The sequence below is a fragment of the Paenibacillus tyrphae genome (genome assembly GCF_000722545.1).
Taxonomy (GTDB): domain Bacteria; phylum Bacillota; class Bacilli; order Paenibacillales; family NBRC-103111; genus Paenibacillus_G; species Paenibacillus_G tyrfis.
This window is the reverse complement of the sequence record NZ_JNVM01000010.1, coordinates 282,679-308,529: the sequence shown is the minus strand read 5'-3', so window position 1 is coordinate 308,529 and position 25,851 is coordinate 282,679. Positions and strand designations below refer to the sequence as shown.

Annotated in this window: 24 protein-coding genes; 6 read left to right on the top strand and 18 right to left on the bottom strand. The window is 55.9% G+C overall.

Annotated elements, in window-relative coordinates:
- Positions 1-70 precede the first annotated feature (70 nt).
- Complete coding sequence (gene citZ, locus ET33_RS13790; protein ID WP_036682010.1) at positions 71-1,183, bottom strand: citrate synthase; 1,113 nt, start codon at positions 1,181-1,183, stop codon at positions 71-73.
- 1,090 nt (positions 1,184-2,273) lie between these two features.
- Here citZ and ET33_RS39225 point away from each other — a divergent pair.
- The gene (locus tag ET33_RS39225) at positions 2,274-2,699 is read left to right on the top strand and encodes a hypothetical protein (RefSeq protein ID WP_051775323.1); all 426 of its coding nucleotides are present in this window, start codon (positions 2,274-2,276) and stop codon (positions 2,697-2,699) included.
- 24 nt (positions 2,700-2,723) lie between these two features.
- A complete protein-coding gene (locus ET33_RS13775) occupies positions 2,724-3,053 on the top strand; it encodes a hypothetical protein (protein ID WP_036682004.1) in 330 nt (109 codons plus the stop codon).
- Positions 3,054-3,056: 3 nt separating this feature from the next.
- Here ET33_RS13775 and ET33_RS13770 read toward each other — a convergent pair whose 3' ends face one another.
- Positions 3,057-3,554, bottom strand: coding sequence for a hypothetical protein (locus tag ET33_RS13770; protein WP_036682002.1), 498 nt, complete (start codon positions 3,552-3,554; stop codon positions 3,057-3,059).
- Positions 3,555-3,567: 13 nt separating this feature from the next.
- Positions 3,568-3,813, bottom strand: coding sequence for a hypothetical protein (locus tag ET33_RS13765; protein WP_036681999.1), 246 nt, complete (start codon positions 3,811-3,813; stop codon positions 3,568-3,570).
- Positions 3,814-3,963: 150 nt separating this feature from the next.
- Here ET33_RS13765 and ET33_RS13760 point away from each other — a divergent pair, with 150 nt between their 5' ends.
- Positions 3,964-5,505: a Ppx/GppA phosphatase family protein gene (locus tag ET33_RS13760; protein WP_036681996.1), complete on the top strand. Its 1,542-nt coding sequence runs from the start codon at positions 3,964-3,966 to the stop codon at positions 5,503-5,505.
- Here ET33_RS13760 and ET33_RS13755 read toward each other — a convergent pair.
- From ET33_RS13755 to ET33_RS13700, 12 genes are all read right to left on the bottom strand, one after another.
- The gene (locus ET33_RS13755; RefSeq protein WP_036681993.1) at positions 5,471-7,564 is read right to left on the bottom strand and encodes an RNA degradosome polyphosphate kinase; all 2,094 of its coding nucleotides are present in this window, start codon (positions 7,562-7,564) and stop codon (positions 5,471-5,473) included. The genes ET33_RS13760 and ET33_RS13755 overlap by 35 nt on opposite strands.
- Before the next feature lie 248 nt (positions 7,565-7,812).
- Positions 7,813-8,721 carry a methylisocitrate lyase gene (gene prpB, locus ET33_RS13750; protein ID WP_036681984.1) on the bottom strand — a complete coding sequence of 303 codons (909 nt, stop codon included), beginning with the start codon at positions 8,719-8,721 and terminating at the stop codon, positions 7,813-7,815.
- 45 nt (positions 8,722-8,766) lie between these two features.
- Positions 8,767-10,227, bottom strand: a complete 1,461-nt coding sequence (locus tag ET33_RS13745; RefSeq protein WP_036681982.1) for a bifunctional 2-methylcitrate dehydratase/aconitate hydratase — start codon at positions 10,225-10,227, stop codon at positions 8,767-8,769.
- A 24-nt stretch (positions 10,228-10,251) separates the two neighbouring features.
- Positions 10,252-11,382 (bottom strand): citrate synthase, encoded by a 1,131-nt coding sequence (gene mmgD, locus ET33_RS13740; RefSeq protein WP_036681980.1) that lies wholly within the window; start codon positions 11,380-11,382, stop codon positions 10,252-10,254.
- 129 nt (positions 11,383-11,511) lie between these two features.
- The gene (locus tag ET33_RS13735) at positions 11,512-12,387 is read right to left on the bottom strand and encodes a LysR family transcriptional regulator (RefSeq protein WP_036681978.1); all 876 of its coding nucleotides are present in this window, start codon (positions 12,385-12,387) and stop codon (positions 11,512-11,514) included.
- Positions 12,388-12,543: 156 nt separating this feature from the next.
- On the bottom strand, positions 12,544-12,945 hold the full coding sequence (locus ET33_RS13730; RefSeq protein WP_081890319.1) for an acyl-CoA thioesterase: 402 nt from the start codon (positions 12,943-12,945) through the stop codon (positions 12,544-12,546).
- A gap of 109 nt (positions 12,946-13,054) precedes the next feature.
- Complete coding sequence (gene pyk / locus ET33_RS13725) at positions 13,055-14,812, bottom strand: pyruvate kinase (protein WP_036681955.1); 1,758 nt, start codon at positions 14,810-14,812, stop codon at positions 13,055-13,057.
- Positions 14,805-15,779, bottom strand: a complete 975-nt coding sequence (locus ET33_RS13720; protein ID WP_036681953.1) for an acetyl-CoA carboxylase carboxyltransferase subunit alpha — start codon at positions 15,777-15,779, stop codon at positions 14,805-14,807. Before ET33_RS13720 ends, pyk begins: the two co-directional genes overlap by 8 nt.
- Complete coding sequence (gene accD / locus ET33_RS13715) at positions 15,772-16,695, bottom strand: acetyl-CoA carboxylase, carboxyltransferase subunit beta (protein ID WP_036681951.1); 924 nt, start codon at positions 16,693-16,695, stop codon at positions 15,772-15,774. The genes ET33_RS13720 and accD overlap by 8 nt, the downstream gene beginning before the upstream one ends.
- Positions 16,696-16,728: 33 nt before the next feature.
- A complete protein-coding gene (locus ET33_RS13710; RefSeq protein ID WP_010496159.1) occupies positions 16,729-16,920 on the bottom strand; it encodes a hypothetical protein in 192 nt (63 codons plus the stop codon).
- Positions 16,921-17,057: 137 nt separating this feature from the next.
- Positions 17,058-17,552 (bottom strand): phosphatidylglycerophosphatase A family protein, encoded by a 495-nt coding sequence (locus tag ET33_RS13705; protein WP_036681948.1) that lies wholly within the window; start codon positions 17,550-17,552, stop codon positions 17,058-17,060.
- A 106-nt stretch (positions 17,553-17,658) separates the two neighbouring features.
- Positions 17,659-21,342 carry a DNA polymerase III subunit alpha gene (locus ET33_RS13700; protein ID WP_036681945.1) on the bottom strand — a complete coding sequence of 1,228 codons (3,684 nt, stop codon included), beginning with the start codon at positions 21,340-21,342 and terminating at the stop codon, positions 17,659-17,661.
- Between the two features lie 142 nt (positions 21,343-21,484).
- Here ET33_RS13700 and ET33_RS13695 point away from each other — a divergent pair, with 142 nt between their 5' ends.
- From ET33_RS13695 to ET33_RS13685, 3 genes are read left to right on the top strand one after another with little or no spacing between them, the layout of a single operon-like run.
- Complete coding sequence (locus ET33_RS13695; RefSeq protein WP_010496167.1) at positions 21,485-21,817, top strand: YtrH family sporulation protein; 333 nt, start codon at positions 21,485-21,487, stop codon at positions 21,815-21,817.
- On the top strand, positions 21,814-22,341 hold the full coding sequence (locus tag ET33_RS13690; protein WP_036681939.1) for a hypothetical protein: 528 nt from the start codon (positions 21,814-21,816) through the stop codon (positions 22,339-22,341). Before ET33_RS13695 ends, ET33_RS13690 begins: the two co-directional genes overlap by 4 nt.
- Positions 22,281-22,691 (top strand): YtpI family protein, encoded by a 411-nt coding sequence (locus ET33_RS13685; protein ID WP_327204059.1) that lies wholly within the window; start codon positions 22,281-22,283, stop codon positions 22,689-22,691. The genes ET33_RS13690 and ET33_RS13685 overlap by 61 nt, the downstream gene beginning before the upstream one ends.
- Before the next feature lie 96 nt (positions 22,692-22,787).
- Here ET33_RS13685 and ET33_RS13680 read toward each other — a convergent pair whose 3' ends face one another.
- The 3 genes from ET33_RS13680 to ET33_RS13670 all read right to left on the bottom strand — a co-directional run bounded on the left by ET33_RS13680 (position 22,788) and on the right by ET33_RS13670 (position 25,816).
- Positions 22,788-24,134: a DRTGG domain-containing protein gene (locus ET33_RS13680; protein WP_036681936.1), complete on the bottom strand. Its 1,347-nt coding sequence runs from the start codon at positions 24,132-24,134 to the stop codon at positions 22,788-22,790.
- A gap of 211 nt (positions 24,135-24,345) precedes the next feature.
- On the bottom strand, positions 24,346-24,627 hold the full coding sequence (locus ET33_RS13675) for a hypothetical protein (protein ID WP_036682581.1): 282 nt from the start codon (positions 24,625-24,627) through the stop codon (positions 24,346-24,348).
- An 82-nt stretch (positions 24,628-24,709) separates the two neighbouring features.
- Positions 24,710-25,816 (bottom strand): acyltransferase, encoded by a 1,107-nt coding sequence (locus tag ET33_RS13670; RefSeq protein ID WP_036682579.1) that lies wholly within the window; start codon positions 25,814-25,816, stop codon positions 24,710-24,712.
- Between the last annotated feature and the right edge of the window lie 35 nt (positions 25,817-25,851).

Sequence of the window (25,851 nt, the reverse complement as noted above, 5' to 3'; positions counted from 1 at the left end):
AACGCCGCAGCCGCCCGTAGGATAGCTGCTTTTTTATTGCTTCCCGCAGGCGCGGGCATCCCAAGCCGGATTAGCGCTGCTCGATCGGAACGAACGCTTGATTCGACGGTCCCGTATATTCGGCACGCGGACGAATGAGACGGTTGTTATCGAATTGCTCGAGAATGTGCGCCGTCCATCCGGACGTACGGCTGATCGCGAAGATCGGCGTGAACAAGTCGCGCGGAATTTCGAGCGACGTGTAGACGGAAGCGGAGTAGAAGTCTACGTTCGGTTTCAACCCTTTTTGGCCGGTCACGATTTCTTCGATTTGAATGGACATGTCGTACCAATTCATGTTGCCGGTAATTTTACCGAGCTCATGGGACATTTTTTGGAGATGCTTCGCGCGCGGGTCGCCGTTTTTGTAAACGCGGTGGCCGAAGCCCATAATTTTTTCCTTGTTGGCCAGCTTATCGTTAATATAGCTGGTCACGTTGGCTGCCGTGCCGATTTCTTCGAGCATCGCCATAACCGCTTCGTTGGCGCCGCCGTGCAGCGGTCCTTTGAGCGCGCCGATCGCGGACGTTACGCCCGAATAAATATCGGACAGCGTCGCAACGGTTACGCGCGCAGCGAACGTTGAAGCGTTCAGCTCGTGGTCGGCATGAAGCACCAAAGCTTTGTCCAAAGCCTGGATGGCGATGGCTTCCGGTTGTTTGCCCGTGAGCATGTACAAGAAGTTCTCGGCAACGGAAGCACAGGATTTCGGCGCGATCGGCTCTTGGCCTTGGCGAATGCGAGCGAATGCCGCTATAATCGTCGGCAGCTGCGCCTGCAGCTTGATCGCTTTGCGGAGGTTGGATTCCGGAGTCATATCGTTTGCCTCGGCATCGTACAGCGCCAAGCTGGAAACGGCGGTGCGAAGCGCAGCCATGGAATTGACGTCTTTCGGGTACAGCTTAATTTGCTCGATCACTTCGGCAGAAACCGAAGCGTTGTCGCTCAGATCTTTGGTTAATTGATCCAGTTCGGAGCGATTAGGAAGCTTGCCGTACCATAACAAGTATATAACCTCTTCGAACGTGGCGTTCTCTGCAAGGTCGTCGATATTGATGCCGCGATAGGTGAGCACACCGTCTATAATGGAGCTGATGGAGGACGTTGTGGCTACAATTCCTTCCAAACCTTTGGTAGCAGTCAAGATAATCTCTCCTTTTGCGTTCAAATTCACATAATTCTAATATAAAGTATTTAGAAACTAAAGTGAACAAATTCAGACATAAAAGTTCATTATCAGCACCATAAACAGATGCTATCTGCAGGTTCGGCCATATGTATTCATAGGACTCAAATGCCTGCCGCTTAAAGGATTTGTCCATTTTCAGTATACTCATAACGATGGATAAAAAAACATGTTAAGGCGCATTGTTCGATCCCTATAATATGTCACGCTCCTCTGAAAAAAATAAAATAATTCCATAAAAACCAGTATTTAAACGATATCGAAGGCATCGAAATATTTCCTGTCAGATCCTTTTCCTTCAAGGCAAAACCGAAACCGATGCTACATAGTATATAAAGTAGCAATTTTTGGGGAGAGCAGGGATACCAGATGCAAGGGAAAGAAAATCATCTTCCCAATATGGGTTGGGGCAAGCTGCATAGTCAAGCAGGCGATGTATTGGGAGAAGACTTTTGGCAGGAGATCGCTGGGCTCATTCCGAATTCCGGGCCCCGCATCGATATTTATTATACCCAAACAACGGTAGTGGTTCTTACGGAACTCCCCGGGCTTCAATCTCCGGATCAAATCCGCATCTATGTCGAGGGCCAGACGCTGATTATAGAAGGGGACATTCCGCGCAGCTACCCGGTTTCGGAGAATCGGATTGCGCAAAGCGACGTATACCGCAGGCCTTCTCGTGGCCGAGCTCCCGATCGAAGAGGGCGATTCCCAAGCCTTCATCCCGGTCGAATTTACGTGATCTCCTTCCCGCAGCTGCCTGTCCCCCGCAGGCTCGCCTTTCATGAATATGGCCCTATCCGCGGTAAGGCAGGAGGTGAGAAACATGGTACGTATCCTTTATCAAAATCTGCAGGTCGGAACGGTACGCGGCACGTCGGGTGTTTTTTATGGAGATAATCGGCAATGACGCTATAAACATACCGCAAAACAAAACCAAGCCTTCGGCACGGGTAACCGGGATGCAGTGCAATGTCTTGGATCTTCGAACCCTGCTGGACGATCACGACCACTGCGATACTTTTTCGACCGGAAAGCGGTGCGAACCGTGAGCTTCTTCTTTTGGAGAAGAGCGACCGATCCGCCGGATCAATTGCTGCGGGATATTGATTCCCGGTTTCGCCGGATTGAAGATTCCCTAGTGCGTCTTTCGGAACGAATCGCAGAGAACGCCCCATCGACTCACGTCACCGTCGAGCAGGTCCATATACACCAGCCTGTGCTGGAGCGGCTTGAATTTCGTTTGGATGAGCTGGATATCGAACATCTGAGCGGTTCTTTGAATCTCGGAAACAATTTCGGTGTCAAAACGAATCCGAAACCGCCGGTGAAATCCGGCGTTTCGCCATCGTCGAACCAAGGCTCTTCGGCCGGCTGCACGGAAAGCCATACCCGCACATCGGAACAGCACTCCGTCGGCGGCGATCCGGATTTGGAGCGTACCGCCTCCGGGTTTCGCCTGAGAAGATCTTAAATTCATTCCCGGAGGTGACGTCCTTTGTCGTCTTTTTTATCCCCTCAATTTGTTATCGGTTCGATTCGGATCGGTTCCGTCGAAAATGCCTCGTGCATCAATATGGGCAATAACTGGCCTTCCGGCTTCGAAAGCCATCAAAAGCTGACGCAAGGCTTCGGTTCGGTCAGCGGCGACCGCAACATCGTCTCCGGCATTCGCTCGCTGTTGAACGACTCCGATTTTTTGGATATGCTCAACATCTCCGACGCCGAAGTGCCGGAATGGCTGCGGCAGATCATCCAATCCGCGGGAGAGAATGCGGGGAAGGGGCCGGCAAACGGCCCTCCTGTCATCGACAAGATTCCCGAATAGCTTTTAACCAACCAGCGTTTCCGCGACGTTGGTTTCTATACGGGCCGGCGAATCGATATAGTCGTTATCCAGGATCGTATTCGAGACCTGTTGAATCCGATTGAGACCGTAGCATTTTCCGGTACCATAATTGTTTTTATGTACGCCGCTCCAGCCGTTTTGTTCGTTTTCGCCTACGGCGATCACGGATTGATTGTTCAGGGAAACGGCATGGATCGAATGCAGAGAAATGTCGCATTGCGGCTGCAGGCTGTCGTTCACCGCCAAGTCAACGCATTTTACATCCTCCACGGACGAATCGATGACATCCGGATCGTACAAAGCGTTCACCATATGAGAAATACAGGAATCTTTCACGCTGCCGAATATCTGGTTGCTTTTGGTGTAATGACTCCACCCGAACGCTTGATTCGTTCCGATAAATATCCCCGAATTATTTTCAATCGCATTCACGAGCAGCTTGTTAAACACAATGCTTGCTTTCGGTTGCGCGAGGTTCATGAGTAATCCCCCTTCATAACACTTGGGACTGAACTGTCGGAACATTCTGGATGTCGGCAACCGGCGTATCGACGATATCGTTATCGATAATAGTGTTGATTACGCCCCCTTCGAAGCTGATGCCGAACATGTTCCCGTTGCCGAAATTATTTTTTCCGTGTTGTGCCCAGCCTGATTGCGCATTCTCGCCAACGGATACGGTCGCTCCCCTGTTCAATGTATTGACATTAATGGCTACGAATGTCACAGTTACCGCCAAAGCTCTCCCCCCTCCGCATTTACGTCATATCGATAGTGTATTCCGGCCAGATGCGGAGGTTCCAACAAAATCCTAATCCCTCCATGGACATTCCCTCCGCCGTAACGGTAAAATAAAACTAACTTTATACCGTTAGCAGGAGGACCAACCATGAACAACAGCCGGCGAATCGGCATCATTGACATCGGCTCCAACTCGATCCGGTTGGCCGTAAACGAACAAACGACGGGCGGAGCATACCGCGTGATCGGCGAATTCAAGGAGTCCGCTCGCTTGAGCCAGCGGATTGGCACCGACGGGACATTGGCTCCTGCGGATATTCAGGTGATCGTGCAGATCCTGTCGCATTTTAAAAGGATATGTCAAGCTCACGAGGTGACCGAATACCGGGTAGCCGCCACGGCGGCCATTCGGAATGCAGCAAATTCTCAGGAGATTCTGGACACGCTGCGGCGCGAAAGCGGATTTCACGTCGAGCTGCTGTCCGGGGAGGACGAAGCCCGACTCGGCTTCTTGGGCATGATCCAAACGATGGATATTTCGGACGGCTTTCTTGTCGACATCGGCGGGGGAAGCACCGAAATTTCGCTCTTCCGCGACCGCACCTTGATCCGCAGCGTATCGTTTCCTTTCGGGGCGGTCAATACGACGCGCAAATTTGCGCCAAACGGCGAATTTCACGAAGAACAGCTGCGGGGCATCCGCCAGATGGTCGAGGATGCGATTGCTCGCGAGCCCTGGATTCGACAGACTCCCGGTCTGCCGCTCGTCGGGCTTGGAGGCGGCGTCAGGACGCTATGCAAAATCAATCAGCGCAAGCTCAAATATTCCTTGCCGCTTACGCATAATTATACGATCTCAGCCGCCGAAGTGGACGAGCTCGCCGCCTGGCTCCCGCTCCTGCCCGGAGAAAAGCGCAAAAAAATCGACGGCCTCTCCAAAGATCGCTACGATATTATCGTCCCGGGGCTGCTGATTCTTCAGACGATCTTTCAGGCAGCCGGCGCTTCGCACTATGTCGTCAGCGGCGCGGGCCTGCGGGACGGCCTGTTCTTTGAAAGCTTTTACCCTGCCGACACGGAGCTAAAGCATATGGCCGAGCGAAGCGCGGACAACCTGCTCGCCCTTCACTCGACGGCCCCCCGGGCACATCTCTCGCAGGTGAGCCGGACGGCCTTGAGGCTGTTCGATGCCTTGACGGAGGCGGGAAAGCACCGCTTCGAGCCGCGCGTTCGTCTGTGCCTGATCATAGCGGCCAAGCTGTACCGGATCGGCGCTTCGCTTAGCTATTACCAGTATCCGAAGCATTCCTTCCATATGATTGCACACACGCGCATCGACGGTCTGACCCACCGCGAAATTCTGATTTGCGCCTTGACCGCTTCGTACAAAACAAAAGCACGGACCCAGCAGGCCGTGCAGCATCATAAGGATATTTTGAAAAAAACCGATATCGACCTGATCGCCCAGCTCGGCACGCTGCTTAAGCTCGCCGTCGCGCTCGATATTAGCGAGACGCAAGCGATTGAAGTGACGGCCGCGTTCTCGGAGAGCAAGGCGCTGCATTTGCGGCTGAAAGCAAAGCATGACCCCTCTGCGGAATACAGAGAGGTCCTCGGACTGCAAAAAGAATTTAAAAATACGTGGGGACAGCAGCTCAAAGTTCACGAGTCGTCGTTTTCCACGAACTGATGCGCATGGCTGCAAATTGACTGCGCAGCTGCGGCTCGCTTCCTTCCGAGTGGACATGCTCGTACATGCCGTTCGGTTGGAGCTGCCGCGCCTTCACGTTATCCTTCAGGTTAAGCCGCAATATATTGATCAGCGACTGCTGGATGCTTTTGTCGAATACGGGACACATCAGCTCGACGCGCCGCGTCAGGTTCCGAGTCATCCAGTCCGCGCTGGCGATATACACTTCCGGCTCCCCGCCGTTCTCGAAATAAAAAATGCGCGAGTGCTCCAGAAACCGGTCCACGATGCTGCGCACCGTGATCCGCTCGCTCAGTCCCGGAACACCGGGCCGCAGGCAGCATACGCCGCGCACGATCAGATCGATCTCGACCCCCGCCTGGGAGGCTGCATACAGTTCGTCGACCATCTGCTGGTTCGAGAGCGAGTTGAACTTGGCGATGATCCGCGCCGGCTTGCCTTCGGCGGCATGCTTTGCTTCGCGGCGGATTTTCTCGAACAGCTTATCCATCATGTCCGTTGGCGCCACGCCGAACGCTTTCCAATTGTGCGGCGCCGAATATCCGGTCACCTCGTTGAACAGCGCGGAGGCGTCCTCCCCAATCTCCTTATGCGCAGTAAACAAGCCGACATCGGTGTACAATCTTGCCGTATTGTCATTGTAATTCCCCGTGCCCACGTGCACGTACCGCCGCAGCCCATCCGCTTCCTGCCGGACGACCAGCGTAATTTTGGCATGCGTCTTCAACCCCACGAGCCCGTAAACGACGTGGCAGCCCGCCTGCTCCAGCTTGCGCGCCCAAGCGATGTTGCGCTCTTCGTCAAACCGCGCCTTCAGCTCCACCACGACCGTCACCTGCTTGCCGGACTCCGCCGCTCGGGCAAGCCCTTGGATGAGCGGGGAATTGCCGCTGACCCGGTACAGCGTCATTTTGATGGCGAGCACATGCGGATCGTATGCCGCTTGAAGCACAAAATCGGTGACGGCATCGAACGACTCGTAAGGGTGATACACCAGCACATCCTGCTGCCTCAGCTTGGCGAACAGATCCTCGACATCGTCGAGCTCGGAAGGATATACCGGTTGGATCGGGCTGTAGCGCAAATGGTCGAAGCCTTGAAGCGCCGACGCCATTTTCATAAAATACGTCAGGTCGAGCGGACCGTCGATTTCGAAAATATTCTCGACAATCTCGAACTCCTCCGTCAGCTGCTCGAGCGCATACGGGTGAATGCCCTTCTGCACCTCAAGCCGGACCGGCGTCCCCCAACGCCGCTTGCGGAGCTGGATTTCGATCTCTTCCAGCAAATCCTCGGCGCCTTCCTCGTTCAGCGTCAAATCCGCGTTGCGCGTTAGCCGGAACGCATGGACCGAGATTGAAATATAGCCGCTGAACAGCGTATGTATATGCTTTTCGATAAGATCTTCCATGAGAATGAATTCGCGCTTCTTGCTGTTGGTTCGTCCGGGCACCGCCAGGTAACGGCTTAAATTGGACGGCACCTGAAGGATGGCAAAATACGGTTCGTCCTCCGGATCGTCCCCTTCCTTCATCAGCACGACCGCCAAATATAAAGCCTGTGTCCGCACCAGCGGAAAAGGCCGCGCTTGATCGACCGCCATCGGCGTCAGCACGGGGAATACGATGTCGTGGTAATATTCGTCCATCGCTTTGCGCTGGGTCACGTTTAAATCGTCGTATTCGGTAAAAATAATGCCTTCTTTGCCAAGCTGCCGGATCATGTCCCGGTACGTCTTATATTGCTCCGTTACCATTTTGGAGGAGCGCTTCATGACGCGCTTGAACAGTCCGGCGGGCGTGTAGCCGGTGAAATCTTTCTTCGTATGGCCCGCTTTGATCTGATCCTTAATGCCGGCTACACGGACGCTCATAAACTCGTCTAAATTGGAAGAAACGATCGATAAAAATTTGACCCGTTCGAGCAGCGGCGTCTCGGGGTCCTGCGCCTCCTCCAGCACGCGCCAGTTGAATTCGACCCAGCTTAAATCGCGGTTTAGATAATGGTTGGCCGTCTCACGTGCGGCAGTGTCCTTCATAAGGTAGTAAACCCTCCATGGCCATTCACCGTTTAGCTTTATTTTTCTGCTTCTTTCATCGTAATTCGACAATGTTAAGCGAGCGTGCTCTTTTTGTTAATTTTATGTAAACGCAAGGGAAAATACACCTAAATTTTCTTCAGGGCCGATTCAAAAAGAGCTTTATCATTATACAACGAAAAGAGCTCCCGAAGGAACTAGCCTCTTCAGGAACTCTTTACGTGACAATTGATGGAAATGAAAGGGATCTATTCGGCTGGCGGCAGGACGGTTTTAGCGATTTTTCCGTCCAAGGCTTCGTAATCGTAATATCGGATCGTATCGTACAACTCCTTGCGGGTTTGCATGTCTTGAAGCGACCCCGCTTGCGTCCCGGTACGGCTAATTTCCGAAAAAACGCGCTCATAGGCTTTGGCCGCTACCCGCAGCGAGGTTACCGGATAAATGACTATATCGTAGCCCCAAGCCTCGAATTGCTCCGCGGTATAATACGGCGTTTTTCCGAACTCCGTCATGTTCGCCAGCAGCGGTGCGTCAATCGCGGCGCGGAACCGCTTGAACTCTTCCTCGCTCTCCAGTGCCTCGGGAAAAATCCCGTCCGCTCCCGCCGCCAAATAATGCTTGGCCCGGTCAACCGCCGCTTCGAAGCCTTCTACGCTTATGGCGTCCGTGCGGGCAATGACGACGAGCGTTGGGCTGATTTCCTTGATCGTCTTGATTTTTTGCATCATTTCTTCGGTTGAAACAAGCTTTTTGCCGTTCAAGTGGCCGCATTTCTTCGGCATTTCCTGGTCCTCGAGCTGGACGGCGGCCACTTTGGCTTCAACCATTTCCTTGGCCGTTCGGGCCGCGTTCAAGATGCCGCCGTAGCCGGTATCGATATCGACCAGCAGCGGAAGCATCGAGGCGCGGACGAGCTCGCGGGCCCGGTCCGCGACCTCGTTCGAATAAATCAGGCCGAGATCCGGCAAGCCCCGGCTGGCCGTATAGGCGGCACCGGACAAATAAAGCGCCTCGAAGCCGAACTGCACGGCTATTCTGGCCGCCATCCCGTCGTGCGTACCTGGAATTTTGAGAATCGGGCCGGTTTCCATCCGTTTCCGAAAAAAGGCAGCCAGCTCCCGTTGGTCCTTCTCTTGCTCCATCAACCAAGCCATCGTTACTCCTCCCGGGAAACCGTATTCCGTAACCTTACCGTTAAACTAAATGACGTACAGGTTCATGTACTCGTTGACCGGCATCTGCTCCAACCGCTCCAAGTCAAGCGACAGCTCGAGGATCTGCGCCGTCTTTTGCCTTGGGAACCTGGTAAGCAGATTGGCTTCGAATTTGTCGATCACCTTCGGCAGCCCTTCGGCCCGCCGTCTGCGGTGACCGATCGGGTATTCGCACTCTACGTTCGCCGTCTCCGTTCCGTCCGTGAACCGGACTTGGATGGCACTGGCAATCGACCGTTTGTCTGGATCGAGGTAATCCCGGCTGTACTGCGGATTCTCCGTGACGACCATCTTCTCCCGAAGCGCATCGATTCGCGGATCGCCGGCCGCCTCATCCTCATAATGCTCTGCCGTCAGCTCGCCATGCAGCAACCCTACCGCCACCATGTATTGGAGGCAGTGGTCCCGGTCCGCCGGGTTATGCAGCGGGCCTTTCTTATCGATGATGCGGATAGCCGATTCATGCGTCGTTATCACAATCCGATCGATCTCGTCCAGCCGGTCCTTGATCTGCGGGTGCAGAGCAAAAGCGCATTCGACGGCGGTCTGGGCGTGGAACTCGGCCGGGAAGGAAATTTTAAACAGCACGTTCTCCATCACGTAAGAGTCGAGCGAGCGTGCAAGCTTCAACGGCTTGCCTTGGAACAAAACGTCCTGAAAGCCCCAGGTTTTGGCCGAAAGCGCGGTGGCGTACCCCATTTCGCCGTTGACGGCCATGAGGGCCAAACGGACTGCGCGGCTGGTCGCGTCTCCAGCTGCCCACGATTTGCGTGATCCCGTATTCGGCGCGTGCCGGTACGTACGCAAGCTGCCGCCGTCCAGCCACGCGTTGGAAAGCGCATTGACCACCTCGTTCCGGCTGCCGCCCAGCATCGCCGTAACGACGGCCGTTGAAGCGATCTTCACCAGCAGCACGTGATCCAAGCCGACGCGGTTGAAGCTGTTTTCGAGTGCTAGCACGCCTTGAATTTCATGTGCCTTCACAGCGGCGTCCAGCACGTCCCGCATCCGCAATGGGGCTTTGCCTTCCGCGATCCGGACGCGGCTGAGATAATCGGCTACGGCCAGTAAACCGCCCAGATTGTCCGATGGGTGGCCCCATTCGGCAGCCAGCCACGTATCGTTGTAATCGAGCCAGCGGATCATACACCCAATATTGAACGCCCCGTGTACGGGATCTAGCTCATAGCGGGTTCCCGGCACCCGGCAGCCGTGAGGCACGGTGACACCTGGCACGACGGGTCCGAGATGCTTCACGCATTCCGGAAAGCGCAGCGCCAAAATGGCGGTGCCGAGCGAGTCCAAGACGACGTGCTGTGCAATGCGCCGCGCTTCCGGACTTTGGACTTCGTATTCCAGCGCGTAATCCGCGATGTCCACTAACAATTGATCCGCAGCGGATGCGGTTCGTCCTTGTTCATAGGCTATGGATGGGTTTGCTGCCATATTAATGTCTCCTCCCATTACCAGCTAAGAGCCGACCGAGGCCGAATTGGGATGCAGATCGCGCGGTCCCTTGTACAGGACGCGGGGCCGGAAAAGCCTGTTGTTCGCATGCTGCTCCATCACATGCGCGCAGACACCGACCGTCCGGGCGGCGAGAAAGACCGGGGTGAACAGGTCGATCGGAATACCCAACAAATAATAAACCGGCGCTGCGTAGTAATCGAGGTTCGGATACAATCCTTTTTCGCGGTTCATGACCTCTTCGCCGATGACGCACATGCGGTACAGCTTCTCTTCGTTTTTGGCGGCGGCCAGCGCGGCCAGCGCCTCTTTCATCAGCATCGCGCGCGGGTCCGGCTTCTTCATGTACACGCGGTGGCCGAACCCCATAATGCGTTCCTTGCGGGTCAATTTGCCGAGGATCAGCGGCTCCATTCCTTCCTCATCTCCCGCTTCCAGCAGCATCTTCATCACCGCTTCGTTCGCTCCGCCATGCAGCGTTCCTTTCAGCGAAGCGACGGCGCCGGTCAGCGCCCCGTACAGATCGGCCTGTGTGGACGCAATGACGCGCGCGGCAAAGGTCGAGTTAGGCATTTCATGCTCGCTGTATACGATCAACGACTGATCGAACGTCTTCTCTTCCATTTCGGAAGGAACCTTCCCGGTAATCATGTACAAAAAGTTGGCGCTGTACGAAAGATCTTGGCGCGGCTCCACCAGAGGCTGCCGCATGGAGGCATGATAGCTGCTCGCCACGATCTGGGGGACTTTGGCCAGCAGCCGGATCGATTTGCGGTAATTCGCTTCCCGCGACCGGTCCTCGATATCCTGGTCATAGCCGGCAATGGCGGAAATGCCCGTTCTTAGAGCATCCATCAGATGCGTCTGCTGCGGAAGCAGGCGCAGGATCGTCAGCGCATCCTCTGGCAATCCGTACTCCGTCTTGAGGCTCAGTTCGAGAGCATTCCGCCATTCGTGCGTAGGCAGACTGCCGTCAAGCATTAACGAAACGACATCCAAATAAGTAACGGTTTTGGCCAATTCGATAAGATCGTAACCCCGCAGCACAATTTGTTCTTTTTCGACATCCAAATAAGAAATTTCGGTCTCGCTTGCGATAACGTTTTCAAGGCCGGGCTGGAATGATCCGCTCATCGTTCTTTCGCTCCTCCCGATGGTTTGACTTTGCCCCTTCAGTATATCGACCTTCTGGAAACGACGTCCAATATCCGTTAAGTCCTTCCTGATATGCAGAACGTATCAAGCGGGCAAAAGGACGCTCATTCAACCGCCGAACGCTTGACCGAGCTTTAAAAATTCATGCAGCGCCGGCGACTTCTCGTCTTTCCGCCAAATAAACGCCGTTTCCAGAACGGCGGCTTCCCGAATATCCCGGTACACGACCCCTTGATTTTGCTGATGCCGAAATGACGCGGGAACCAAGGCGACCCCCATCCCTTCGGCTACAAAGGCGACAACGGTCAAAATTTCAGGCGCTTCCAGCGCAATCTTAGGCGAGAATCCGGCCTTATAGCATAAATGGATGACGGCATCGTGATAAGTAGAACCGTTTTGCCTAGGCGACAAAATAAACGGCTCGTGCTCAAGGTCACGGACGCTAAGCTCTGGCTGGCCGGCCAGTGGATGCGCTTCGGGGAGTACGGCCATAAACGGCTCGCGCATAAACAGCTCCGAATTCAAATGCGGACTGTGAATCGAGCTGCGCACAATTCCGAGATGGATGCTTTTTTCGTGCAGCGCTTGCAGCTGGCTCCCGCTCTTCATTTGATGGAGCTTCAATTCCACCGAAGGAAAACGAAGCCGATACTGCTGCAGCAGCGGAACGATGTGATAGGTCGCGGAACCGACAAAGCCGATCACCAGTCTGCCTGTTTGCCCCCGGCTCGCTTTCTCCGCCGCCTCGCGCGCTTGCTCCACACGCGCTAACGCCGACCGCGACTCCTCCAGGAACACTTTCCCCGCCTCGGTTAATTCGACATGCTGCTTGCTTCGGGAAAACAACGCAAAGCCAAGCTCTTCCTCCAGCTTGCGGATTTGCTGGCTTAACGGGGGCTGCGCCATGTTGAGGCGTGCAGCCGCGCGACCGAAATGCAGCTCCTCCGCAACGGTAACGAAGTATCGCAAATGACGCAGTTCCATCGTGCCTCTCCCCTTTGTTCGTTCAATTCTTGGGTTTACATAAATTATACAATAGGGACGAATCATTTTGGAAAATATAGCATAAAAAGGAATAGGACCTGACCAAAAATGGCCAAGTCCTTCATTGTTTTTAGGTTAGCGGAATTGTGGTGCACTTTAGCCCATGGCTTTGGAGAGGAGAGCATATAAATCCGGCACTTCTCTATCGATCCGCACCGGCTTCCAATCCTGGTTCAGCCAGACGTGCTGGGTTCCCCCGGTGACCAGCATTTCTTCGCCGCGTTTAATTTCATAAGCGAACCGGATCCGAAGACTCGTCAACTCGACAACTTTGGTGTCAATCGTCACCAGATCGTCGTAACGGGCGGGCGAGCGGAATTTCAGGTCCGCTTCGATCACCGGCAGCAGCAGGCCGCGGGTCTCCAGCGCTTGATAAGGTAGGCCCAGTTCGCGGATCATCTCGGTCCGGCCGACTTCAAACCAGTTCAAATAGTTGGCGTGATACACGACGCCCATCTGGTCCGTCTCCTGATAGCGGACGCGTAAAGTATGCTGCATACAAACCTCCTGAATCGCCATGGAAGATAGTTGTAAAGCAAAGGAGCGAAACCGCTGTTCGATTTCGCTCCGATTGTTCTGCTATCGTAAGGCTTTCGACGACGTTCTATTACAGCACGCGGGCGCGGCCGGAATAGATGACGCCAACTTCCGGATAGATGGATACTTCGTCGTTGTCTTTCAAGATGCCAAGCGCGTTGTCTACACCGACGATGACCGGTTTGCCCAAGCTGATGCCGACAACCGCCGCATGGGACGTAATACCGCCCGTTTCGGTAACCACTGCCGCCGCTTTCTCGAAGGCCGGCATGTAGTCTTTATCGGTCGTCACGGTAACCAGAATGCAGCCCTCGGTCGTCTTCGCATTCGCTTCTTCGGCGGAACGGGCCGTCACGACGTGGCCTGTAGCGATTTGCGTGCCGATCCCTTGGCCTTTGGCAATCATTTCACCGATTTGATGAACTTTGATCAAGTTGGTCGTTCCGGAGCGGCCGACCGGTACGCCTGCAGTGATGACGACGAGATCGCCCAAGCTGACGAGGCCCGCCTTTACACTCGCGTCTACGGCATGCTCGAACAATTGGTCCGTCGAGGTGCATGTCTCGCCTTTCACCGGAATAACGCCCCATACGAGCGACAGACGGCGCAGCACGCGATCGTTCGGCGTTACCGCGATAATTGGCGCTTTCGGACGGTACTTGGACACCATACGCGCCGTATAGCCGCTTTCCGTGGAAGTCAGAATCGCTTTGGCGTCCAGATCAAGCGCCGAGTTCGCTACCGCTTGGCTGATCGCCTCGGTTACGGTCGTCTGCTGTGCATTGCTTTGACGGATAAAGATTTCACGGTATTCCAGCGCCGATTCCGCACGCTCGGCGATGCGGGCCATCGTCTGGACGGACTCTACCGGGTATTTCCCTGCCGCCGTTTCGCCCGACAGCATCACGGCATCCGTGCCGTCGAAGATCGCATTCGCCACGTCGCTCGCTTCCGCACGCGTTGGGCGCGGGTTGCGCTGCATGGAATCCAGCATCATCGTAGCCGTAATAACCGGTTTGCCGACCTGGTTACATTTTTTGATCATCGCTTTTTGCACGATCGGCACGTCTTCGGCCGGAATTTCCACGCCGAGATCGCCGCGCGCTACCATGAGACCGTCGGATACCTCCAAAATTTCGTCGAGGTTTTCCACGCCTTCCTGGTTTTCGATTTTGGAGATGATTTGAATATGCGTTGCGTTATGGCGGTCCAGAATTTCGCGGATTTCAAGGACATCGCTCGCTTTGCGCACGAAAGAAGCAGCGATAAAATCCACTCCCTGCTGAATGCCGAAAATGATATCGTTCGCGTCTTTTTCCGTGATGCCCGGCAGGTTGATTTTCACCCCCGGCACGTTCACGCCTTTCTTGCCTCCGAGCAGTCCGCCGTTTTTAATCCGGCACACGATATCCGTTCCGCGGATATCCTCGACCGTCAGTCCGATCAAGCCATCATCGATCAGGATGGTGGAGCCGATCTTGACGTCCTTATACAGGTCGTTGTATGTGATGGAAACGCGCTCGGCGTCGCCGAGTACTTCCTCCGTCGTTAAAGTAATCAGATTGTCTTGGAGCAGTTCGACTTTTTGATCGTCCTTCAGCTTGCCGGTCCGGATTTCCGGTCCTTTGGTATCAAGCAGAATGGCTACGCTTTTGTCGAGCTCCTGACAAGCTTGACGCACGTTCTTGATTCTGTTGCCATGCTCTTCGAAATCGCCGTGGGAGAAGTTCAGCCGAGCAACATTCATCCCTGCATTAATGAGCTTCTTGAACATGTCCAGCGATTCGCTGACCGGTCCGATGGTACACACAATTTTTGTTTTACGCATGATTTCCCTCCTGGATGGTGGTGAACCGACCGATTTGTCTAAATTTATTATAGCGGTCTTCTCTTAATTCATTCTCCGTCATCTTGAGCAATTCCTGCAAGTGGGTCCACAACATTTGCTTAATCGATTCCGCCTGCAGGGCAACATCCCGATGGGCACCGCCCTTCGGTTCGGGAATGATCGCATCGATAACGCCGAGCTTCAAAATTTCGTCCGCCGTTATCTTCATCGCTTCGGCTGCTTCCATCGATTTTGAAGCGTCTTTATATAAAATCGAGGCTGCGCCTTCCGGACTGATGACCGAATAAATCGCATTTTCAAGCATAAATACGCGGTTGCCTACGCCAAGCGCCAGAGCGCCGCCGCTGCCGCCTTCGCCAATGACGACACACAAGACGGGCACCCGCAAGGACGTCATTTCCATCAGGTTCCGGGCGATGGCTTCCCCTTGCCCTCTCTCTTCCGCCGCATTGCCGGGGTAAGCGCCCTTCGTATCGATGAACGTGATGATCGGCCGCTTGAACTTGTCCGCCTGCTTCATAAAGCGCAGCGCTTTGCGGAAGCCTTCCGGATGCGGGCTGCCGAAGTGACGCGCAATATTGTCCTTCGTATCTTTCCCTTTCTGATGGCCGACCACCGTCACCGGAATGCCGTTAAACCGTGCGATGCCCCCCACAATGGCCAGGTCGTCGCCAAATAAACGGTCCCCGTGCAGCTCGATGAAATCGGTGAACAAATGCTGAATGTAGTCCAGCGTCGTCGGGCGCTGCGGATGACGGGCAACCTGCATTTTTTGCCGGGTCGACATGCCGGCGTACAATTCCGTTTCGAGCTGCTCCAGCCGCTGCTCCAAGCGCTTGATCTCCTCGGAGAAATCGATCTGCTTGTCCGCTCCGAACTTGCGCAGCTCGTCGATTTTGGCGCGAAGCTCGACTAGCGGCTGCTCAAAAGGCATTTCACTAGCCATTAACGGTTTCCTCCTTTACCGCGTGCATGCTAAGAAGACGGGTCAGCATACTGCGCATTTCTTTGCGGTGCGAGACCAGGTCCACTTGTCCATGCTTCAGGTTGAATTCCGCCGTCTGGAAGCCTGGCGGCAGCTTGATTCTCATCGTCTGTTCGATGACGCGTCCGCCGGTAAAGCCGAACGCCACGCCCGGCTCGGCAATAATGTAGTCTCCGAGCATCGCGAAGCTCGCGCTGACGCCGCCGAAGGTCGGGTCGGTAATGACGGAAATGTACAGGCCGCCCTGCTCGTTCAGCTTGGCGAGCGCCGCGCTCGTTTTCGCCATCTGCATCAGGCTGAGAATACTTTCCTGCATCCGCGCGCCGCCCGATGTGGAGAAAATGATAACCGGTCGGTTCGTCCGGGTCGCATACTCGATCGCGTTCGTCACCTTTTCGCCAACAACCGATCCGAGCGTTCCGCCCATAAAGTCGAAGCTCATCACCGCTACGACAACCGGATACCCTCCGATCGTTCCTTCGCCGGTAATAACGGCGTCCTGCATGCCGGTAGCTTCAACCGCTTTGTTGTACTTGGCTGTGTAAGCGGGGAATTCCAGCGGGTCCTGGGATGCCATCTCGCTGTCAAATTCCACAAAGCGGCCTTCATCCATCGTCATCTGGATGCGCTCTACGGCATTCAGCTTGTAATGGTACTCACAAGCGGTACATACCTTTAAGTTTTTATCAAGCTCTTTGTTGTACTGGATCGTTCCGCATTTAGGACACTTGTTCATCAGGCCTTCCGGGATTTCACGCTTTGGACGCTCTTCGGGAACGTCGATAGCTCCGTCCATCACCCGGTTCGGAGCCGTCCTGTCCACGGAAGGAACCGTGGCATATTTTCTTTTCTTCTGAAACAAGTCTTTAAATTGCACAATTACACCTCGCTTGCGGTATTTGGGACTTGTTTAGGATCTATGCAAAATGGAGTTCAGCACTTCCTGAACCTCTTCCAATTCGCCTTCGGGAACGACGATCTCAAATTGGTTTTTGGTCATGTTGATGGCGCGGACTTGAACAAGGAAGCCTTCCTCCGTCAGTCTTTGCTTGATTCTCTCAGCGATTTTAGCGGTCGGAGCGATATAGATAACCGTCCACATGAAAAAAGACCTCCCGAACATAATGCAATAATGATATCATAAGTGCACTTTTTCCCGCAACCGAAGCCCGGTATGCCGGAAGGGAGGTCTTTAGTCTTAAAATGTGCGTCGTTTCGGCAATTCGGCAAATCTCGACATCAGCTTTGTGGCGAGAGACCGTCCGCCTCGTCCTGATGCTTGTGCGCGATCCGGGCCGAAGCCGCGGCGGCCAGCCCCGCCACCAGGTCGTCCAAAAAAACGTGAATGCGCTTCGGATGGTCGTTCAGCTCGCGGATGATGCCCGGCTTCTTCTTGTCCAAATAACCGAAGCTGGTCAGCCCGACCATGCCATATACGTGAACGATGCCGAGCGCCAAAGTCTCGTCCACGCCGTACAAGGGTGCGTCCGTCTCCATCAGTCCCTGCAGCGGCTCGGGCAGCCCCTTCCGTTCAGCCAGCTCGTCCAGCGCGATTCCGGTATACAGCACGTATTGGACCTCGCGTTTTTGGAGAACCGTCATCACGCTCTCGATGCACGCCTCCGCGGAAAGTGCGGGATTATAGGGAAGCTGCAGCTCGCGCACAATGTCCGCTATGCGCTCCACGGTTACGCCACGCTTCTTCAAATATTCGACAATAGGTTGGCAGGACATAATAACAACGCCTCCTCCGGTTCCATTCGTAACTCGTGCAAACCGGCGAGTCTCACGTCTCGCCGAATGGGTGCGGGTTACTAAATGTATGCGGGGGAGGCGCGATTTATTTCACTTTAACACTCTCTTTGCCGAGCAGCTCCTCAATGCGGGCGAACAGCTCGGGAGACGGCTTTACCTTGTATTGGTCGCTTAAGCCAAGCGTTTTCTGGGTCCGCTCGTAGTATAGCACAACCGGCAACGGACCGCCATGTCCGGCGATCAGCCGCTTGAGCGATTCCAGCACCGCCGGCTGCTCGCGCTGCGGGGAGATGCGCATGTAGACGCGCTGCCCCGCCGCTGCGGCGCGGGGACCGCGGGCGGTGGCTTCAGCGGCCCGTGCAGGCGGGTCCGCAGCCTTGCGCTCCGCCCCGCCCGCTGAGGGCTTAGACGCTTGATCCGCCGCCGGAGAAGCCGCCGCGTACCGGCTTCTCGACTCGCGCGCTGCCTCCGCCGAAGCTGTGCCGCGGGGCGTAGAGCCCGAAGCGCGCCGCTGACCGCTTCGCGAGGAGCCCGCCGGGAGCGGGGCCGGCTTGATCGCCTTCTGCTCCAGGTGCGGATCATCCAACGCGATAAGCTGATCGGCCAGCAGCTTGTAGTCTTCGTCCCCGAGCTGAAGCTTGGCGACGACCAGCACGGGCTTGCCCTTCTGCACCAGCGGGGCGTACTTTTTCCACGTTTCCGGGAATAGCACGACCTCTGCCTTGCCAACGCGGTCCTCCAGCTCCATGAACGCCATCGCCTGGCCTTTTTTCGTGACGATCGTCTTGTTCGAGATGACCAGACCGGCGACCATGACGTCGCTGCCGTCCGGGTACTCCTGAAGCCGGGACAGCAGGTCCATTTCCAGCTTCTGCAGCACCGCATCGAAGTCGTCGAGCGGGCTGCCGGAAATGTACAGGCCGAGCAGCTCCCGCTCCAGCTCCAGCTTTTGCGTCAGCGTGAACGGAGGAATCTCGGGGTATTCGACCTCCCAACTGACCTCCTCCGTGAAGCCGTCGAGCACAAGCTGCAGATCTTCGCGGTCCTTGCGCCACTTGACCGCCGCATCGACGGCGTCTTCCAGCATCGCGAGCTGCTGGGACCGGTGGCCCGGCAGCGAATCGAGCGCGCCGCCTTGAATCAGCGACTCCATCACGCGTTTGTTGCATACGCGCAGATCGACGCGCCGGCAAAAGTCGATCAAGCTGGCATAGGCGCCCGTACGGCGTTCTGCGATGATCGATTCGATCGCGTGCGTCCCGACGTTCTTGATCGCCGCGAGGCCGAAGCGAATCGCGCCGCCGTTCTCCGCCGCAACCGGCGTAAACAGAAAGCCGCTTTCGTTCACATCGGGCGGGAGCACGGCGATGCCCATGCGGCGGCATTCGTCGGCATATTCCGCGATTTTATGATGACTGCCCGTCACTGCGGTCAGCATCGACGCCATGAACGGCACGGGGTAATGCGCCTTCAGATACGCCGTCTGGAACGCGAGCACGCCGTAAGCCGTCGCATGTGCCCGCGGGTAGCCGTAGTCGGCGAAGCGGACGATCATGTCGTATACCCGGTTCGCCTCGGCTTCGCTATAGCCCTGGCTGAGGCTCCCTTTCACGAAGTGGTCGCGCTCCTTGTCCAGCACTTCCCGCTTCTTCTTGCTAACCGCCCGGCGCAGCAAGTCCGCTTCGCCGAGGCTGAATCCGGCCATCTTCGAAGCGATCTGCATGATCTGCTCCTGATATATGATGATCCCGCACGTATCCCGAAGAATCGGCTCCAACGCTTCATGCGGGTATTCTACCGGCTGCTGCCCGTGCTTGCAGGCGATATATTTCGGGATGAATTCCATCGGGCCCGGGCGGTAGAGCGCGAGCACCGAGATGATGTCTTCGAAGTTCGACGGCCGCAGCTCCTTCAGCACGCGGCGCATGCCGGCCGACTCCAGCTGGAAAATGCCTGTCGTATCGCCCCGACTGAGGAGCTCGTACGTCGCCGGATCGTCCGCCGGAACCTTCGTCCAATCGAAGGGCGCTCCCGTCTGCTCGCTAATCCATTCCAGCGTGCGCTCGATGATGGACAGCGTCCGCAGGCCGAGAAAGTCCATCTTCAGCAGGCCGATCGATTCCAGATGCTCCATCGTATACTGCGTCAGCGCCGTCTGCTCGGTTCCTTCCTGCAGCGGCACGTACTGCGTCAGCGGCTCGCGCGAAATGACAACGCCCGCGGCGTGGGTGGAGGCGTGGCGCGGCATCCCCTCCACCTTCATCGCCAGCTCCAGCAGCTCCGCCGTCTTCGGCTGCTTGGCGGCAAGCGCCTTCAGGTCGGGGCTCGTGCGCAGCGCCTCCTCCAGCGTCATGCCGAGCTGATGCGGGATCAGCTTGGCGGCGCGGTCCACCTCGCCGTAAGGTAGGTTCAGCACCCGTCCGACGTCGCGCACCGCTCCTTTGGCGGCCATCGTTCCGAAGGTAATAATTTGCGCCACCCGGTCCCGGCCGTACTTGCGCACGACATAGTCGATCACCTCGTCACGCCGAAGGTCGCTGAAGTCGATATCGATATCGGGCATCGATACCCGCTCGGGGTTCAGGAACCGTTCGAACAGCAGGTTGTAGCGGATCGGGTCCACATCGGTGATGCGCAGCACGTAGGCGACGATGCTCCCCGCCGACGATCCCCGTCCGGGTCCGGTCGCGATCCCCTGCTCGTGGGCGAAGCGAATGAAGTCCCATACGATCAGAAAATAATCCGAATACCCCATCCGCTCGATGACGGACAGCTCGTAATGGAGCCGTTCTTCCAACTTGCTCCGCCACTCCGCGTCGTTCCATTCCTCAGCCGCGCCGTAACGCTGCTCAAGGCCCTGCCGACAAAGCCCGGAAAGATACGTCCCAGCCGTCATGCCGTCCGGAATCGGGGCAAATTCCGGTAAAATCGACTGCCCGAATTCGAGCTCGAGGTCGCACCGCCGAGCTACTTCCAGCGTATTGTCGAGCGCTTCCGGCGCATGGGCGAACAGCTCCGCCATCTCGTCCGGGCTTTTCAAATAAAGCTGCGACGTATGAAACTTAAGCCGCGCTTCGTCTTCGATCGTTTTGCCCGTACCTATGCAAATGAGGATGTCCTGCACCGCATGGTCCGGCTCGTGAACGTAATGCACGTCGTTGGTCGCGACCAGCGGAATGCCGGTGTCGCGGGCAAGCCGGAGCATATCCTGCATCACTTTCTTTTGCTCCGTCAGGCCGTGATCCTGCAGCTCCAGAAAGAAATCGTCTCCGAAGATCGCGCGGTAACGCAGCGCCGCCGCCTTTGCCTCATCGTAGCGTCCGTGCAGCAGATGCTGCGACACCTCGCTGCCAAGGCACGAGCTGGTGCAGATCAGCCCTTCCGCATAGTGCTCCAGATGCTCCAGATCGATCCGCGGCTTGTAGTGATAGCCTTCCAAATGTCCGATGGAGCACAGCTTCATCAGATTTTGATAGCCGGTTTTATTTTTGGCTAGCAGAATCAGGTGATAGATCGGCTGCTCTTGACGGCTGCCTTTTTGCCGGATGGAGCCCGAAGTGAAATAAACCTCGCACCCAATAATCGGCTTGATCCCCCGCTGCTTGCACGCTTTATAAAAAGGAATGGCGCCGTACATCACCCCGTGATCCGTCAGCGCCAGCGCCTTCATACCGAGCTCGGCCGCACGGCCGACCAAATCGTCGATGCGCGCGGCACCGTCGAGCAGACTGTATTCGCTGTGCACATGCAAATGTACGAAATCGCCCATCCGGGCCGCCTCCCCGCGTTTGAAATATTTATCCATAGTTTAGCATAATGCGAACAAGTGTGCCATATATTTAGTAAGGCGAAGTCGGCCAAGCCCCGAACGGCTGGGAACGGCTCAACAGGTCCGGAAAGGATGAGGAACGATGTCTCCATTTGTATCCAGATGCTTTCTTGATTTTTTCGTAGCGTTCGGAGTCGTGCTCGGGGGGACGATGCTGGCCGGCATTGGCGCCGTATTGACGCTCGAACCGCCGGTGTACCGGATGACGAGTGTCGCGGAGCAAATCAAAATTTGGGCGATCGTCGCCGCCATCGGCGGAACAATCGATCCGATCCGCGCGATTGAAACGCATTTTATCGAAGGACACATCTCCCCGGCGATCAAGCAAATCTTGTACATCGTCTGCGCCTTTGTCGGCGCGCATATGGGCTCGACCCTGATCCAGTGGATCTGCAAAGGAGGTAGCGAAGGGTGAAGGCCCCGGCTTCCGGTTCGTCCGGCGGTTTTTTGCATGCGGCGGGCCTTCTTATGGCCGGGATGGTCATCGGCGCCGCCCTGTTTCTGAGCGTGTACAATCAACGCTTGAATATGATGATCGAGCAGAACCGGGAGCTGCTCTCCGCCAAGGTGGATCTGGAGGTCAAAATCGCCGATTTGACCAAAACGAAAAATCAGCAGACGACGATCAATCTCCTGAACATATATATCGAGCCCGGCGAGCACACGACGCTCGACAAGGTGACGGAAAGCGAGCTGAAGCGCCGCATTCACGGCGATTTGAAAAAAATCGTCGTCGGCCGCAAAATATCGGATTTTGCCGCCATGCCCGACGTGTACGAGCAAATTTTGACGGAAAAGCCTTACGTCGGCGTGCTGGATAAGGATTATGTTATACTGGCCGTCAAATGGATCGTGCTGACGCAAACGGAGCTGAAGGTATGGGTCACGGTCAAAGAGTGGAAGCGCATCCCGCTCTCGTATTCTCCCGCTGCCGGTTGATTTCCCGGGCGGAAATCGCTAAAGTGGAAGCAGAACCCGTACATAAGGATGTGCCGCTCAAGATGCAAACCATTCAATGGACGCTCAGCGTGCTGATCGTCATCTTCCTCATATTGTCGCTCTATTTCAGCGTGCGTTACCGCCGGGAAGCGGAACCGAAGCAGCGCGGCCTGTACTCGGCCCGGATGAACATCTTCATGGGGCTTATGCTTGTCGTCATCGCCGTATCCCAACTGTTCTTCTTCGAAGATTCCGCAACCCGCCGCATCTTCGGGACCGTATGCCTGCTGCTCGGCTTGTTCAATCTGTTCGCGGGCATCCGCAATCACAATCTGTTCAGCCGGAAATAAACCGGACGCCCGCAAAGCCCGTGAAACTCATGAAGCCGTTTGAACTCAGCCGTGTTTTCGCGGGCCCGAACGGCTTCGCAGCCGCCCTCTCCCCCTCTAAGGCTCGAATACTTGCGCCGTCAGCATCGCCTTAGCCACCAAGACCCCGTCGAGATGCATCTCGACATCGATTTTGCCGAATTTGCGGCTCACCTCGATGATGCGGGGACGAATTTCTACCGCGCTGTCAATCTGCACCGGCTTGATAAAATACGAAGCCATGTTATCCAGCACCAGATCGCCCTTCTTGACATCCTGCACCGCGTGATAAGCAGCCTGTGTCATCAGCACCGTCAGCACGCCTTCGGAGACGGTGCCGAGCCGGTTCGTCATCTGCGGGGTAATCGTCCCTCGGAAGACGGTATGCCCGTCCCCGTCCTTCTCCTCGCAGAAGCCCGACCAGATCAAATCCTCGAACGTCTCCCCGTGCTGCGGCTGGCGCTGTATATGCTGCATCGCCTTCAACACGTCCTTGCGGCTGATGATGCCGGTCAGCTTGCGGCTCATGTCGATGATGGGCAGCAGCTCGATGCCCTCCCATACCATCAGATGGGCCGCCGCAGCCACCGACGTGTTTGCGCTTGCCGTCACCGGTCCCCGGGTCATCCGCTTGTCGATCGTCTGGCCCGGCTCGGCGCCGATCAGATCCTTCGACGTAATCATGCCGATGACGCGGTTCCACTCGTCCACCACCGGAAAACGGCTGTGTCCGGTTTCCTCGTGCAGCCGCTGCCAGTCTTTCAGCGTATGGTGCGCCTTCAGCACGTATACCTGCATTGATTGAGGGACGATGTCCTCGATCAGCAAAATTTTCTTCTTGATCAGCCGGTCGTAAATCGCCCGGTTGATCAAGGATGCGACCGTGAACGTATCGTAGCTGCTGGAAATGATGGGAAGCTCCAGCCGGTCGGCAAGCTCCCTGACCTCCTCGCTTGTCCCGAAGCCGCCCGTAATCAGCACGCCCGCCCCTTGCTCCAGCGCGCCCAAATGCGCCGTACTCCGGTTTCCGACGATCAGCAGGCTGCCCGGATCGATATAGCGCATCATCGCATCCTGCTCCATCGCGCCGATGACGAACTTGTTCAAAGTCTTGTCCAAGCCAGCCATACCGCCGAGCACTTCGCCGTCGACCATATTCACGACCTCCGCGAACGTCAGCTTATCCATCTGGTCACGCAGCTTTTTCTCGACACGGACCGTGCCTACCCGCTCCTTCGTCGCCACAAGTCCGATCGCATCCGCCTCCTTGATCGCGCGGTAAGCCGTCCCTTCGCTGACCCCCAGCATCTCGGCGATTTTGCGGACGGAGATTTTGCTGCCGATTTTCAAGCTCTCGATATATTTCAAGATTTGTTCGTGCTTCGTTGCGGTTTCCTGCACGTTGGTCGATTCGGTTTCACTCATCTGTCTCACCAATCCATTCTAATTCTGTATCACTCTGTACTACATCTTATCATTTTTTTGGCGCAAAAAAAACTGTACTCTGGAGCAGAAAATCAGCCCGGCGCGTGACGCGGAAGCTTTCAACCGACGCTGGGACCGAATCCGTAATGCGCATCCGGGCAGAAAAAAGTCCGTTTCCCACCGCACAAAGGGGGAAAACGGACTTATTTCGCTATTTTTTGATCTGCAACAGGCTGCGCCTGCCCTGCAGCGATTGCTCCAGCCGCCATTTTTTCATTCGTTTGATCTTGAGCAGCTCCCGCTTCGTCTCCTCCTCCACGCCAAGCAGCTCGTGCAGATGCGCGGCAGTGACGAGCAGCGCAAAGGCGATCCATCCTGCGCCGAATACGGAAGCCAGCGTCCAGCCCCCGCCGAAATCGAGCCTCGGTACGGCGTATAGCATCATGCCCAGCGCCAGGGCCAACCCCACGATATTTCGGGTCCCCTTCAAAATTCCAGCCTCCCCTCGTACAACTTGTACGATACATTGTATGAGGGGTCCAGCCAAAATAGCACTTATCGGCTCCTTAACTTCGCTAAGCGCTCCCTGCGGGGCTCGGCTTCTTCTTCTTACGCCGGAACGGCCGCATGGCTTGCCCGTACAGGAACGTAGCGATCCACGGCACCGTCAGGCTAAGCGCGAACGCCCCAAATACATAGGCATAATAAGCCGACATGGCGCCGCTGTAAGGGAGGACATGCGTTTTGTAATAGGTCAGCACCGCCGGATGCGCCAAATAAATGCCGAACGAGGCGGCTCCGAGCGCCATGAGCACGCGCGCCGCAGCTTTTGCCCGCTCCAGCAGCAGCTGGCCCAACCGGATCAAGCTCATGGCGGCAAAAGCCGCATATGCGAAAAACAAGACCTGATACCATGGGTGGGCCAGAACGATGTTCAGCCGCAATTCCATCTGGAACAAGCCCATGAAGCCAAAGCCCAGTACCGCCGTCAGTGGCAGCACCCAGACGAAATGCTTGCGAATCCAGGCCGAGAACGCTTCGTAATGGAGACCGATCCACCCGCCCAGGGTAAACATGCTGAAATAGTTGATGCAGAGTGAAGGCATGTGGCCGAACGGCTCCACCCAGTTGTGGTACGCATAAAACCCGGCCTGAATTAGCAGGCCGACCCAGATCAAGCCGCTGCGGAACCAGCGAAATGCCCGGCACAGCCACATCAGCAGCGGGAACAGCAAATAAAACTGGACGATGATGACCATAAAGTACAAGTGATACGAAGCATCCGCCCACGGCAGCAAATCCAAAAATTCGCCCGTGTTCCAATGCAAATTCGCCCGGTAATAAATCCATTGGTTGTACAAGTAATAAAAGAGCGACCATACCAGATACGGGTACAGCACCTGCTTGACCCGCCTCAAATAAAACTGCAGCGCCTGCTTGCCGCCGAAGTCGTCCTGGTAGCGATAAAACAGCACCAGACCGCTGACTAGGATAAACACCGGCACGGCAAAATTGGCAAGCTTGTTGAGCGCCAAATACACCGCCTGGGAGCCGCTGCCCGGCGGCAGCTCAACCGTGGCGTCGGACGTCGAGTGAATGAGCACGACCGCGAGAATGGCGATGGCCCGGACGATGTCCAGCTCCAACAGCTTCGGTTTCGATTTCCGTTTCGTTTCTGTCACGTGCGTTTCGTTTCCCTTCTTGCGTAAGTTCATAG